Origin of the sequence: Paenibacillus sp. FSL H7-689 (genome assembly GCF_000517905.1) — a bacterium.
Taxonomy (GTDB): Bacteria; Bacillota; Bacilli; order Paenibacillales; family Paenibacillaceae; genus Paenibacillus; species Paenibacillus amylolyticus.
The window spans coordinates 279,092-291,964 of the sequence record NZ_ASPU01000054.1; the positions used below are offsets into that span (position 1 = coordinate 279,092).

Consider the following 12,873-nt stretch of genomic DNA (forward strand, 5'->3'; position numbering starts at 1 on the left):
GATTACGTTCTATTTCGTCTTGCTTAAGAGGTACAGGAAGTATGGCGCACCAATAATGGCAACCAGGATCCCCGCAGGAATCTCCGAAGGCTGCAGGATGACACGACCCAGCGTATCTGCAACCAGTACAAGCAATGAACCGATCAGTGCAGATGCGGGTAACAGGAATTGATGTTTTGGACCCACCAGACGACGTGCCAAATGCGGTCCGATTAGACCAACAAAACCGATCCCCCCACTCACAGATACACATGAGCCGGCAAGTCCTACAGCAGCCGCAAGCAAAATCAGTCGCTCACGCTCAACCGGAGTCCCGAGTCCACTTGCAGTCTGGTCACCCAGATTCAACACGTTCAGTACACGCGCCTTATACAGGACAAGCGGTACAAGAATGATCAGAAACGGTAGCAATGCCGTTACAAATTTCCAGTTCGAACCCCAGATGCTGCCTGCCATCCAGGTAGCTACAAATTGATATTTTTCCGGACTAAGCCGTAACGTAAGCACGATCATGGCAGAACTGATTCCCGCCGCTACCCCGATCCCCGTAAGTAACATACGAGTAGGCATAATGCCCTCTCCTTTTTTGTAAGAGAGAATGTAGATCAGAAATGCAGCAAAACCAGAACCGATCAGGGCCAGAATTGGCAAAAGAAATACCGGCGCTGCTGTCGTTGTCGGGAAAAAGGAAACAAATAACATGACGACCAGACCAGCACCTGCATTAATCCCCAGGATCCCCGGATCTGCCAGCGCATTCCGAGATACTCCCTGCAAAATACAACCAGATAATGCAAGTCCGGCCCCGACCAGCACCGAAATCACAATCCGTGGCAGACGGAATTCAAACAGGATCAATTCCTGTTTCGCCGTGCCTCCACCAAACAGGGTTCGCATCACCTCAAGCGGCGAAAGCTTGGTAAAACCTGTGTTCATGCTCACCACAAAAGCCGTAATAATTAATAGGGCAAGCACAATGAGGACAATCGTACTCTTGGTTCTCTTCTTGCGCTCTGCTCCAACTATTGTTGAGGATTCCATCGTTACAGAGTCCTCCTTTCTTTACGCGCCAGATACAGGAAGAATGGTACCCCGATGAGGGCAACCAAAGCGCCAATTGGCGTCTCGTACGGCGGGTTAATCATACGTGCAGCCAGATCCGCAAATACAAGCAACAGACTGCCCATCACAGCGGAACATGGAATAATCCAGCGATAATCTACCCCAACCAGCTTCCGCGTGAGATGGGGAATAATGAGTCCAACAAAACCGACCGCACCCACCACGGACACAGCTGTACCCGCGAGAATCAGTACAACAATCAGGCCTATGAGCTTGATCAGCCCAGTACGTTGCCCCAAGCCCACCGCAATATCTTCTCCGAGACTAAGCAGAGTAATGGAACGGGAGATGAGAAGACCTGCGATCAGTGCCGCGAGTACCCATGGGAACATGACCTCAAGTTGAGACCACTTCGTTCCGGCTACACCACCGGCCGTCCAAAAAGCTAGATCTTGTCCAATCCTGAAATATAATGCAATCCCTTCACTGAGTGCCGACAACATCGCTGATACAGCCGCACCTGCAAGTACAAGGCGTAGTGGTGTAAGGCCTGATTTAGAAGCTGCACCAAAACCATACACCAACAGGACACCAAGCCCCGCACCAAGGAAGGAATACATGATGATATACATAAATGGCAAGCCAGGGAAGAAGGCAAAACAAACTGCAAGCGCAAATCCAGCTCCTGCATTTAACCCAAGCAGACCTGAATCGGCCAGCGGGTTACGAGTCATGCCCTGCATGATCGCACCAGCTACAGCGAAACATGCACCTACCATTGCTCCTCCAAGGATACGTGGCAACCGAATCTCCCATATGATCTGATGTGGAGTCAACTCAGGATTGAAATCAAAGATAGCCTTCCAGACTACACTAAGCTTAATATCAGCAGCGCCAAAAGAAATGGACAACGCCATACCCAGAGCGAGTAGCAAAACTCCCCCTGTAAGAATAAGTGTGGCCGCCCACGGACGAGTGTGTATCTTCGCTGTGGGTGAATCCGGATTATGTTTTTCTGGTGAAGCTTGTGAACTCATACGCGCCCACCCTCGTTATGAGTGGAGCTGCTCAAACCTATGTACATAACAATCACCTCTCTATAAATACCGAACTTTAATGATATTGATTCTCATTCCCATAGACCATTGTAAGTGAATCCACCGGCTCTGGCAATGGACAAATAGGACATGTTTATTGCATATATGAATATTTGCACACAATTTTACACGCAAAAAGGCTGCGCAAGAGCCAAAAAGCTCGAACACAGCCTTATCATTGCATATGTAGAACATGTAAAATACAGACTCGTTTAACGGGCATGTACCGTAAGTAAGGATGCCAGGACATCCGGAACATCGGTAATGATCCCTTGCACACCCATATCAATCATGGCCTGCATCTCGGCAGGATCATTCACCGTAAATGGATAGGTAACAACGCCATGTGCCAGTGCAGCAGCAACATCCTCTTGTGTGACTGCCAGCTTGTAGGGATGAAGGCCGGTAACTTCGAGTTTGGCGGCATAATCATAGGGTCGATATAACTTTTCCATATATAGAAGTGCTGTACGAATCTCCGGGGCAAGACGTTTACATCTCACAAGAGAAGCATGATTGAAGCTCGACAGCACAACCTGTTGCTCCAGATTCCAATCCCGGATCGCCTGTATGACCTTCTCTTCCATCCCCTTATAACTCACAATACCATTTTTCAATTCCAGATTAAGCAGTGTTCCTTTCCCCTGTACCAGCTTGAATAACTCCTCCAGAGAAGGAATACGTTCCCCGGTAAAATCAGTATGGAACCAGGACCCCGCATCCCGTGTGCGCAATTGATCGTAAGTCGTATCCTTAACCCAACCTTCTACGCCGCCAGTTCGACTTAACGTCTCATCATGAATCAGTACCAGTCTGCCATCACTCGTCATCTGCACATCGGTTTCAATACCTGTTGCTCCAAGCTCCAGACTTCGTTCAAAAGCGCTCATCGTATTCTCCGGGCATACGGCAGATGCACCACGATGGGCAATAATCTCCATGTTCCTCATTCCAGCGCCTCCTGTGTTCAAGCTTCACTCTATGATCCTTACTATAAACACGGTTTGTTAGACCTGTATTAACAGAGCGTATAATGGGTTGCCTGTTCCGCTGATACTAGCGACCGGGTTCAACATCTAACGGGCTGGGGATTCACTCATTTTTGCGAACTCAATCTGAAAATCGACATAACATAGTATGAACGATGGAAGCACTGAACTCCGTTATAAGGAGGTTGACTATTGAATCCCTCAAAGAAAAAATCGATACCTACGCGTCCTCACACATCCCAGTTACAGTCGGCTTCCAGGCTTTCCAGATCATCTGTCCATATCAAAAACAAATCCGGCAAGACGGCTAATCAGCGTTCTCTTAACTCCAGTTCACCCAACACACTGGATCAGCTGGCTATTGTTGCAGCAATACTCTCCTTAATTGCAGCCGCCATCGGGCTATATATCGCCTGGAAATCGTTAAGTAATCCGGATCAAACTGCTGTTGTGGTGTAAGCTGCTTGTTGCGCAGCTAATGGCTCAGGAGGCTCTCTCCTGCTTCTGACCTTATTCAGGGGCAGGTTTTTGCTTTTTCAATTATTTACCGTATGCTGGAAACGTCAAAAAACCGTTCCCCTGAAACGCCGGCATATACCAGCGTCTCTTTGGAAAGGTCATTTTTTATTCGGGCGCTGCCTCTGCAGCGTGATCCCCGTCCCGGGATACTGACCGAATTACAGAATGAATGTGCGAGAGATAATAACCAACAGAATGAACAATACCAGAATTGCACCTGTTGATGTCCATGCTCCACCACCGAAGCCTCCGCAATATCCGTAACCTGTACCTTTGAGTTCGCTCATCAATGACACTCCCCTCTTCATCGAAGTACACTATAGACTATGTCCGATAGCGCAACTTGCTTGGGCAGATCGAAAATTCTCCCGAGGAACGAGTGGGTACAGGCCCGTCTTCTTATACACTCATTTCCCGTTGAGTTGTGACCACTTCTGAGTCAGTTCTGCAGGAATATAGGATGACATTTGTTTGATCAGTTCAGCCGGATCAGCTTCCAGACTCCACAGGCTGAGATGGGAGGTGTTGGAGAATCCTTCCTGTACGCTGTGTTCTACCATCTTCATCAGCGGTCCATAATATCCGTTGACATTCAATAAACCGACAGGCTTACGATGAATACCGATCTGTGCCCAGCACAGTACCTCGAATAGTTCTTCAAATGTACCCATGCCTCCGGGAAGTGCAATGAATCCATCGGATAATTCAGCCATCGTAGCCTTCCGTTCATGCATGGTTCCCACTTCAATCAGTTGTGTGAGCCCTCCGTGAACAACCTCGCCCCGGAACAATCCGGTAGGCATAACCCCGATTACCTCTCCCCCTTGCTCAAGAGCAGCATCGGCTACTGCACCCATCAAGCCCATGCAAGAACCACCATAGACCAGTGCATAACCACTATCAGCAATCTGTTTGCCCAGTTGAACAGCCTTCTCTGTATAATCGGGGTGATTTCCCGGATTGGAGCCTGCAAAAACAGCTATACGTTTCATTGGGTTTCACTCCTTCTCATGATCTATTTTAATAATATATAACATGAATGTTATGGGTATGTACAACAGGTTAACAGAACCAATGGGCAAAAAAATACCCGACCGTTTGCAGCCGGTCGGGCTCCCATTTCAATACACATCAATTTAGAAGGGGTTGTTATTACCTAATATACAGACCAAACATTAAATCCATATGATCTTTGCATGAAATGAATATTAAATCTTCGTATAACTAACGTATCCCACGGCGTGAACGTACGACAAACATATGCTTGTCTTTACGAAGAACCCGACCATCTGCAAGTTCAACCTGATCCTCGTCATGACGCAGAATCGTCGTGGATAACGCTACAATTTTGGCCCGGCGCCAAATCATAACCTGCGACTTGAAATAGATCGCATTTTCGAACTGAATCGCCTTTTTCATCACATATCCAACCTTGTGCACTTCAGAACGTGCTTTCTTTAAGGGAAGACTCTCTTCGGGAAGAGGTCTGATCATTGCGATATTGTCAAACGATACCTTTATCCGTTTCGGTCCGATCCGCACACATTCCGCTTCTTCATCCCACTCAACCAGCGTTCCCTTCAATGGCTCCCGTATGCCTGTTGCACGATATACCGCTACTTTTCGTCCTATCCAATGTCGCAATGTTCTCACCTCCATCTGTCTAGTTTTCAGGTATCTTCCAATCGATCGGTTCAATACCTTTGGAGGTCAAGAAATCATTGGCTTTGGAAAAGGGACGACTGCCGAGGAATCCACGATGCGCAGCCAGCGGACTGGGATGTGTAGACTCCAGTACCATGTGCTTGTCCCTGTTAATAAATGCACCTTTCTTCTGGGCATGACTGCCCCACAGCATATATACCATCGGCTCTGAACGTTCATTCAGCGCGCGAATGACAGCATCCGTAAATGTCTGCCACCCTAGTGCCTGATGAGAGTTAGGCTGACCTTCACGGACCGTCAGAACAGCATTTAATAGCAGGACTCCCTGCTGTGCCCAATGAACCAGAGATCCATGATTCGGAATTGGCAGGTCCAGATCCGCCTGAAGTTCCTTATATATATTTTTTAGAGAAGGCGGTACACGTACCCCCGGTCTAACCGAAAAACTTAATCCATGAGCTTGTCCCGCTCCGTGATAAGGGTCCTGCCCAATAATAACAGCCTTAACCTGATGATATGGCGTCAGCTTCAATGCGGAGAACAGGTCTTCTTTGGGCGGAAAGACCGTCTGCGTTTTGTACTCAGCGGCGAGAGTGTAACGAATCTTGTTAAAATATTCGGCTTCCGTCTCTTCCTGAAGCACCTTGTCCCAATCGTTTCCAAACATATGTATAGGCTCCTTTCCCCTGGTGAATGCAGTTTCGTTCAGCCCGACTACTGGGCTCTTCCTTCTGAGAGCCGCATGTCATGCAACTCATAGACTATCCACCATTTTAACATAACCGGGGACAGCAGACCAGAATTGCGCATCAGGGTATACGTTCACCTCAAAATAAATCGTATTCTCGCTACATTCCGTATACTCATCCAAAAAAGTCACCTCGCTATTGCGTGGTGACTTGATGACTTTATACTTGAACGGGCACCTCTTCGACTTCTTTCACAAGCACACTGCTGATTCTTCGTAACCCTTCCTGAAGGACAGAACGGGGACAAGCCAGGTTCAACCGAATGCAACCCTCACCATTGGCTACAAACATATGACCATCTTCAAGCAATACACCCGCTTGCTCAGCGAAGAATAAAGGTAAACTTACATTTTGTGGAGCATATGCCGAGATATCAATCCAGGCCAGATACGTGGCTTCCGGGATGTGAAAAACAGCCCGTGGCAGATGCTGCTTCACATACTGTTCTACGCAGGCGAAATTGGCGTCTAGATACCCTTTTAATTGTTTCAGCCATTCATCCCCCGTTTCGTATGCCGCTTGAGTGGCAGCAATGCTCAGTGGGTTTTTGAAACCATAATGGCGTGCCTGCCAGATGTCTCGAAGTGTTTTGTTCGGAATGATGACATTAGAGAACATCAGACCAGCCATGTTGAATGTTTTGCTCGGGGACATACATGTAATGATTCGATCCGTATCCGGGAACAGCTTTGCGAGTGGCGTATGTCTTTTGCCTGTCCGCAGCAGATCACAGTGAATTTCATCCGAAATAATCCATACGTTGTTCCGCAGGCAGATCTCACCCACACGTTGTAACTCTTCCGTTGTCCAGACACGTCCAGACGGATTATGCGGGTTGCAGAAAATACATACCCTTACCTTCTCATCCTTGGCCTTGGCTTCAAAATCCTCAAAATCAATCGAGTAACGCCCCTGCTCATTGAGCATATCCGAACATACCAGTTCAAGATCATTATGCTCCGCAGCTGACTTGAAGAAACCATAGGATGGGGTAACAATCAGTACTTTCTCATCCGACTGACAGATATATTCCACCAGTTCATACAAAGCGGGAATGATTCCGTTTGAGGTCTCCAAATGTTCCTTCGGGAAGGACCAATCATAGTATCTTTCCATCCAATTTGAGACAGCTTCGTAATACGTCGGATCAAACACCTGGGAGTAACCCATAATTCTACGGTCCAGACGCTCCTTAACTGCATCCAGAATCTCGGGAGGTGTGGCAAACTCCATATCTGCAATCCACATGCGAATAAATTCTTCATCTTTGAATGGAAATGTCATGTCCTCTGTGGCATTAAAAATATATTGACGGAAACCATCCGTATTCATGGCATTTGTTCCTGTGCGGTCTATAATCTCATCAAAGTTATATTTCATAGCTTCTGCTCCTCTATCTGCTTTACTTTTTCATTGTCGTTTCATGTCGTATTACATCCATTATTTCATGACGCAGGAATTGCATCAAATGCAATACAATCTATTCTGACGAAACAAATGAAGTTTATTGTTTCTCCAAAATAGGTATTTCGATGAAAAAGTGATATATTTCTCATATAACATCATTTTTATGAATGACTTTCATCATTTTCACGTACTCTCAAGAAACATTGGCATAAGGAGAACCGGTTATGAACAATATCAATCAGGAAGTTGGCAAGAAAATACGAAACTTTCGGAAGTGGCGGGGACTGACCATTCAACAGCTTGCGGATCAGATCTTCAAGAGCAAGGGTACGCTGTCCAAATATGAGAGCGGAGATATTACACTTGATCTAGTCACGTTACATCATATTGCGAACGCGCTCAACATCCAGGTGGAGCAACTCTTGTACCAAGAACCAAGGCATGCATCTCCCCTGATGAATGCGGTCCCGTCCAGCTTTTTCAAGAACTCCACCCGTTTCTATTCTTACTTCTATGACGGGCGTAACAACAGTCTCATTCGTTGTGTCATTGACATGATGGCTCAATCGGATGCCAACCGTTATCGCACCGTGATGTATATGAATGTGAAGGATTTTGAGAACTACCAGGAGTGCGAGAATATGTATTGGGGCCACACCGAGCATTATGATACACTCACCACGCTGATTTTGAAAAATCAGGCTACGCCGCTGGAGAACCTATATATTAATATTTTGGCGTCTTTTCAGGAATCGGAGAAAAAATGGGGACTGATGGCTGGTGTCTCCTTCAGACCTTTCATGCCTATCGCGCTCAAAATGTTATTCTCCAGAACCCCTCTGCCCGAAAATCAGGAGTTATATAATGAATTGAAAATCTCAAAGGAAGATCTGCGGACCCTGAAAATATACAACATGCTCGCTGTCACCTGAACAATGCAGTGTGTCACACATTCTCATATGGGATGGAGACAGTCCCTCCCCATTAGAAAAGGCACTTCTATAAGCTGTTGAAACCAGCTCATAAAAGTGCCTTTCGCTTTGACGCTTATTGGATCGTGGAATAAACGAGACTAACGCTTAGTTTTTAATTAAATCCAGCGTCTCGTCAAACATTTGTTTCTGTTCCTCAATCTTGTTCTCATTACCGATCACGCAGCGCTGTTGCTGTTCAAGTACGGCCGATAAAAGCTCAGCAAAACCGATAATGTCGCTTTCCTTCGTGCCTAACACTTCGTCACGTTCCTGTTGCAGATCCGCTTCAGTCACATTCGACAGATAACACTCCAGAGAGAATGCTCCTTCGCCATAAGGCGTTCTAGGCGTATCGAGATCCTGAATCGCACCAATGATATAACGCGTCATTTCCCGCTCGTCTGCCCGGAAATCGGTCAAATATTGCGGTATCTCTTCATATACTTTGTACGTTTTATCCAGGTTCGGATCACGATACGATGCAACGTAGCTGTCTCCGTTCCGTCTGAATCCTGACATACAGCCATAAGCTCCACCTTTGGCTCGGATATTGGTCCACAAGTAATCCAGAGACAGGATTCCCTGCAAGACCCGTAGAGAACCGGTGTATTGGTATCCTTTGTCGATATAATTGCCCGTTTGCACCACGTACTGCACTTCTGACGGGGAACGGAATCCTTCCTTATGAGTAGCCGGTGTGAACGTAAACTCTTCCTTGGCAACCTCATGTGTGAACAGCTTCGCTTTCAGGTCGGATACCTGTTGCTCCAGTCCTTCATATCCCTGCTCATCGGCAGTATAACTAACAAGCAAATTCTCCGGTCTGAAAATATACCCCGTCAACTCTTGCAGACTGGAAGATAACTCTTCTTTTCTCGCCTCAAAATTCGCCTGAAGATCCTCAAGCCACTGGTAAAAGGCAATGCCACTTACAGCTTCCCTGAAATCGGCAACTGCTGAATGTTTGGACGAAGACCGGCCGATTCCCGCAGAGTGTCCGCTATTGATCAGATTACGTTGCAGGTTACCTTTCATCTGGGAGATGATTTCATATAACCGCTTCGAATTATCGAATCGGGATGTGAACACGATTTCTTTGATCATATCAAAGGCAAATCCAAGCTTGTCATACAACACTTTTGCGTTGAACTCATAGGTCGCCTTGAATTCATTGTGCTTATGCGCGTTAGCATAAGATCCTATCCCGCTATGAATACCACCCGAATGGATATGGATTTCATTGGACAGTTCATTGAACGAGTAGTTTTGAGTATCCACGTAACCCAGTACATTTTTCAGCAACCCTGCATACGGCAGGAGATGACGTGGCACTTCTTTGATATCAAACAACAGTCTCAGATAACCAATTCCGTTGGTGTAAAGGTTATGATGGAGAATGGTTGTGCCATCGACCTGGTTCACCGTTTGATGCAACGTAGAGGCCTTCGGTTCAATATCTTCAATCGATAACGTCGGAATGACCTGCTGCTGCTCTTTGGTTGAAGGTGTATTCTGATACTCAGCGAGTGCCTCCGTTTTCTGAATCAACGTCTGAACTTCTTCCTCGCTAAGACCGGCTTGAATGGTTTTCAGACGTTCTTTCAACGCTTCTTCTTTGCGTGAATTCAACCCTTTGTCCGGTGTCAGGGCTACAAAGGAAGTATGTGTGTTTTGCAAAATATATTTCTCAATCAGTTGCTCGAAGTAACCTTCGTTCATTTTTGTCCGCAGTTCAGCAAATACGTCATTGGCTTCTAAATGAGTGAAAGGTGCTTCTTCATCGTACAACCAGCTTTGCAGGGAAGAGAATCCGTAGATCAAGCCCTTCGGCATTCTGCCATAGTCCGCTTCCCTGTGATTGAACTCATACGAGTTAATTCCAGCAAGCAGCGCTTTCGGATCAAAACCTTCTTTTACCACACGCTCAAGCACTTCTTTGACCGTTCCCAGGAAATCCTCTTTGCTCGCCAGATTGCTCTTCTTCAGTCCCACAGTGAACACAGGCTGATACAGACTGTCATCATAGGAACCGTAGACGTCCTTCGCGATTCCTTTATCCAGCAACGCCTGCTTCAGTACCGCTCCCGGAGCGTTCAGCAGGGCGTATAACAAAATTTGAAACGAAATGTTCAGTTCCTTGTCCAGACTTGTGCCGATCACCGCGTTATAGGTCAAAAAGCTGTTATCCACTTCCGATTCCGTACTTCCCGCAGAGTAAGTCTTAACTGTGTCTACCCGTTCTGCAAAGGCAGGTTGTAGTTGAATGGCCGAATCAATATCGATGCGATCATATCCACTCAGATAGTTCTCATCCAGCCATTGCAGCTTCTCTTCCATATCCATATCCCCGTAGAGATAGATGTAACTGTTGGAAGGATGGTAGTATCTCGTGTGGAAATCCAGCAGCCCCTGATAAGTTAAATCCAGAATAGCTTCCGGGAATCCACCAGACTCAGAGGAGTATGTGGTATCCGGGAAAAGGGAGTTCAATACTTCTCTGCGCACCATTCGTTCCGGTGAAGAAAAGGCACCTTTCATCTCGTTATATACAACTCCGTTGTAGGTTAACTCATCATCTGCAGAGGTCAGGTTGTAGTTCCAGCCCTCTTGTAGAAATATCTTTTCATTCTCATAAATATTTGTATTTAATACCGCATCCAGGTAAATATCCATCAGGTTATGGAAGTCATGATCATTACGACTCGCGATCGGGTAGATCGTCTTATCGGGATACGTCATGGCGTTAAGGAATGTATTTAATGAACCTTTCAGCAACTCAACAAAAGAATCCTTGGCCGGAAATTTCTTGGACCCACAGAGCACGGAGTGTTCTAGGATATGGGCTACCCCTGTATCATCTTCCGGAGGTGTACGGAAACCGATACTGAATACTTTGTTGTCGTCCTGATTGGACAAAAGTACAATTTTGGCTCCGGATTTCTGATGTTCCAATAGATACGCATCCGATTTCAGTTCTTCGATTCTGCGCTCCTGTAACACCTTGTATGGCTTAAGCTGTTTCAACATAAACTTGAGTCCTCCGTCCATAAGATTGTTTTATTGGTTTTGTGACTCTACATAAGTTCAAATATGTTTATTTACACGGGCACTCCGATGACAGAACAACAGGTGTCCTCTCCGTTATCGTGTACATGTGTAGTTGAACCTATATCGTTCAGCAAGGTAAAGGTAATATATGCCTACAGATAGTATACACCATTGTTCCGTCTCTTCATAAAAGTCAGATAAATGTACCTTCTGATATGTATTATGCAGGGTTTATGTTTATGAGCTGCATGGTGATGTGGTCTGCAATGAAGTGACATTGATATTAAAGAACACAAAAAAAGATCGCATGCAGCTTGGTTAACAAGCGTCATACGATCTTTCTTTTTAAGATGCCGAGGACCGGGATCGAACCGGTACGGTAGTCACCTACCGCAGGATTTTAAGTCCTGTGCGTCTGCCAATTCCGCCACCCCGGCAGGATTATGTATTTCTTGGCGACAAGAAATATCTTACCATGAACTAATTAACTTTGCAACACTTTTATTAAAAATAATACAACTATATAAGTTTAACTAATGATTTACCCGATAACGGAGAGGACAGAAAAAACTGAAAGAGCGGATCGTTCGCCTAAAAGCTTTCTGAAAGAAAGCTACATCGGAAGCATACGCTATCACCGGATTTTCCCTTGAGAAGAGGGAATCGAAAAAATCTGGGGATAACAGCGATTAGAAGGTTATTCTGTCATCGGAGTGTCAGTGTAAATAATCTTTAGTTCAACTTAAAAAAATGAAACAGGCACTGCAAGCGTCAGCTCACAGTGCCTAGAAAGTCCGAGTTGCGGTCCCGGACTTCCGGTAAACCAATCTATATTAAGGGAGGTGTGAGATAAGAATACCTCCCCAACATTAAAGAAACCTAAAATCAGCCTTAAATTAAACTAAAAAAGTAAAATAGGTCGAACACGAGCCGCTTCTTCCTCACTGCACTCCACGATAACCAAGATATGGTCCTTTAACAGCCAATCTTCGTAATACCGCGCATCCTCCTCCGAGATCCCCGCTTCAGTCAGTGTAAGCACCAAATCATCGGTCTCACTCCCAATCTCATTACCAGCGAGTCTACGCACTGCATTTCCGATCGACATCGTCTGATCCATTCGCTTCCCCAGACCAGCCAATATGCCTTTCAGAGCGCCAAAGGCACCATCTGTTCCGGCACCCTTCAAAGGTTTGGGTAGCCCCGTCTTTTCGCTCACCAGCTCCAGATTAAGCTGCTCCTTGGCCACCGCTCCTAAATTTTTATCCTTGACGCCTTCCTCTTTCACCTTATTCAGCATAATTATAGCCTCGTTCTCGGTACGGGCCAGCCCAATAATCAATTGTGTCATTCCGTTCCCCTC

Annotated in this window: 12 protein-coding genes and 1 tRNA gene; 2 read left to right on the forward strand and 11 right to left on the reverse strand. The window is 46.1% G+C overall.

The window, feature by feature from the left end; all coding sequences use genetic code 11:
- Positions 1-9: 9 nt before the first annotated feature.
- The 3 genes from C170_RS23725 to C170_RS23735 form a co-directional block, all read right to left on the reverse strand.
- A complete protein-coding gene (locus C170_RS23725; protein ID WP_036614760.1) occupies positions 10-1,041 on the reverse strand; it encodes a FecCD family ABC transporter permease in 1,032 nt (343 codons plus the stop codon).
- 2 nt (positions 1,042-1,043) lie between these two features.
- A complete protein-coding gene (locus tag C170_RS23730; RefSeq protein WP_036614761.1) occupies positions 1,044-2,099 on the reverse strand; it encodes a FecCD family ABC transporter permease in 1,056 nt (351 codons plus the stop codon).
- Positions 2,100-2,371: 272 nt separating this feature from the next.
- On the reverse strand, positions 2,372-3,109 hold the full coding sequence (locus C170_RS23735; protein ID WP_036614762.1) for a glycerophosphodiester phosphodiesterase: 738 nt from the start codon (positions 3,107-3,109) through the stop codon (positions 2,372-2,374).
- 231 nt (positions 3,110-3,340) lie between these two features.
- Here C170_RS23735 and C170_RS23740 point away from each other — a divergent pair, with 231 nt between their 5' ends.
- Positions 3,341-3,607, forward strand: a complete 267-nt coding sequence (locus C170_RS23740) for a hypothetical protein (RefSeq protein ID WP_036614763.1) — start codon at positions 3,341-3,343, stop codon at positions 3,605-3,607.
- 218 nt (positions 3,608-3,825) lie between these two features.
- On the opposite strand, the gene C170_RS31530 is transcribed toward C170_RS23740, so the two are convergent.
- The 5 genes from C170_RS31530 to C170_RS23760 all read right to left on the reverse strand — a co-directional run bounded on the left by C170_RS31530 (position 3,826) and on the right by C170_RS23760 (position 7,461).
- The gene (locus C170_RS31530) at positions 3,826-3,954 is read right to left on the reverse strand and encodes a hypothetical protein (protein WP_255319930.1); all 129 of its coding nucleotides are present in this window, start codon (positions 3,952-3,954) and stop codon (positions 3,826-3,828) included.
- A 120-nt stretch (positions 3,955-4,074) separates the two neighbouring features.
- Positions 4,075-4,659, reverse strand: coding sequence for a TIGR00730 family Rossman fold protein (locus tag C170_RS23745; RefSeq protein ID WP_017687370.1), 585 nt, complete (start codon positions 4,657-4,659; stop codon positions 4,075-4,077).
- A 232-nt stretch (positions 4,660-4,891) separates the two neighbouring features.
- Positions 4,892-5,311 carry a hypothetical protein gene (locus C170_RS23750; protein WP_017687369.1) on the reverse strand — a complete coding sequence of 140 codons (420 nt, stop codon included), beginning with the start codon at positions 5,309-5,311 and terminating at the stop codon, positions 4,892-4,894.
- A 19-nt stretch (positions 5,312-5,330) separates the two neighbouring features.
- The gene (ung, locus tag C170_RS23755; RefSeq protein ID WP_036614765.1) at positions 5,331-5,999 is read right to left on the reverse strand and encodes a uracil-DNA glycosylase; all 669 of its coding nucleotides are present in this window, start codon (positions 5,997-5,999) and stop codon (positions 5,331-5,333) included.
- Positions 6,000-6,240: 241 nt separating this feature from the next.
- The gene (locus C170_RS23760) at positions 6,241-7,461 is read right to left on the reverse strand and encodes a MalY/PatB family protein (RefSeq protein WP_036614767.1); all 1,221 of its coding nucleotides are present in this window, start codon (positions 7,459-7,461) and stop codon (positions 6,241-6,243) included.
- Between the two features lie 251 nt (positions 7,462-7,712).
- Between C170_RS23760 and C170_RS23765 the strand changes: the two genes are divergently transcribed.
- Positions 7,713-8,420, forward strand: a complete 708-nt coding sequence (locus C170_RS23765; RefSeq protein WP_017687366.1) for a helix-turn-helix domain-containing protein — start codon at positions 7,713-7,715, stop codon at positions 8,418-8,420.
- Between the two features lie 147 nt (positions 8,421-8,567).
- Here C170_RS23765 and C170_RS23770 read toward each other — a convergent pair whose 3' ends face one another.
- The 3 genes from C170_RS23770 to C170_RS23780 all read right to left on the reverse strand — a co-directional run bounded on the left by C170_RS23770 (position 8,568) and on the right by C170_RS23780 (position 12,861).
- Positions 8,568-11,489: an insulinase family protein gene (locus C170_RS23770; RefSeq protein ID WP_036614770.1), complete on the reverse strand. Its 2,922-nt coding sequence runs from the start codon at positions 11,487-11,489 to the stop codon at positions 8,568-8,570.
- Positions 11,490-11,861: 372 nt separating this feature from the next.
- Positions 11,862-11,947: transfer RNA gene (locus tag C170_RS23775), tRNA-Leu, on the reverse strand.
- Between the two features lie 464 nt (positions 11,948-12,411).
- Positions 12,412-12,861, reverse strand: coding sequence for a general stress protein (locus C170_RS23780; protein ID WP_036614776.1), 450 nt, complete (start codon positions 12,859-12,861; stop codon positions 12,412-12,414).
- Between the last annotated feature and the right edge of the window lie 12 nt (positions 12,862-12,873).

Bases quoted from the DNA above. Each gene is read 5' to 3' on its own strand.
- C170_RS23725 (WP_036614760.1), bottom strand. From the start codon at position 1,041: ATGGAATCCTCAACAATAGTTGGAGCAGAGCGCAAGAAGAGAACCAAG.
- C170_RS23730 (WP_036614761.1), bottom strand. From the start codon at position 2,099: ATGAGTTCACAAGCTTCACCAGAAAAACATAATCCGGATTCACCCACA.
- C170_RS23735 (WP_036614762.1), bottom strand. From the start codon at position 3,109: ATGAGGAACATGGAGATTATTGCCCATCGTGGTGCATCTGCCGTATGC.
- C170_RS31530 (WP_255319930.1), bottom strand. From the start codon at position 3,954: ATGAGCGAACTCAAAGGTACAGGTTACGGATATTGCGGAGGCTTCGGT.
- C170_RS23745 (WP_017687370.1), bottom strand. From the start codon at position 4,659: ATGAAACGTATAGCTGTTTTTGCAGGCTCCAATCCGGGAAATCACCCC.
- ung (WP_036614765.1), bottom strand. From the start codon at position 5,999: ATGTTTGGAAACGATTGGGACAAGGTGCTTCAGGAAGAGACGGAAGCC.
- C170_RS23760 (WP_036614767.1), bottom strand. From the start codon at position 7,461: ATGAAATATAACTTTGATGAGATTATAGACCGCACAGGAACAAATGCC.
- C170_RS23765 (WP_017687366.1), top strand. From the start codon at position 7,713: ATGAACAATATCAATCAGGAAGTTGGCAAGAAAATACGAAACTTTCGG.
- C170_RS23770 (WP_036614770.1), bottom strand. From the start codon at position 11,489: ATGTTGAAACAGCTTAAGCCATACAAGGTGTTACAGGAGCGCAGAATC.
- C170_RS23780 (WP_036614776.1), bottom strand. From the start codon at position 12,861: ATGACACAATTGATTATTGGGCTGGCCCGTACCGAGAACGAGGCTATA.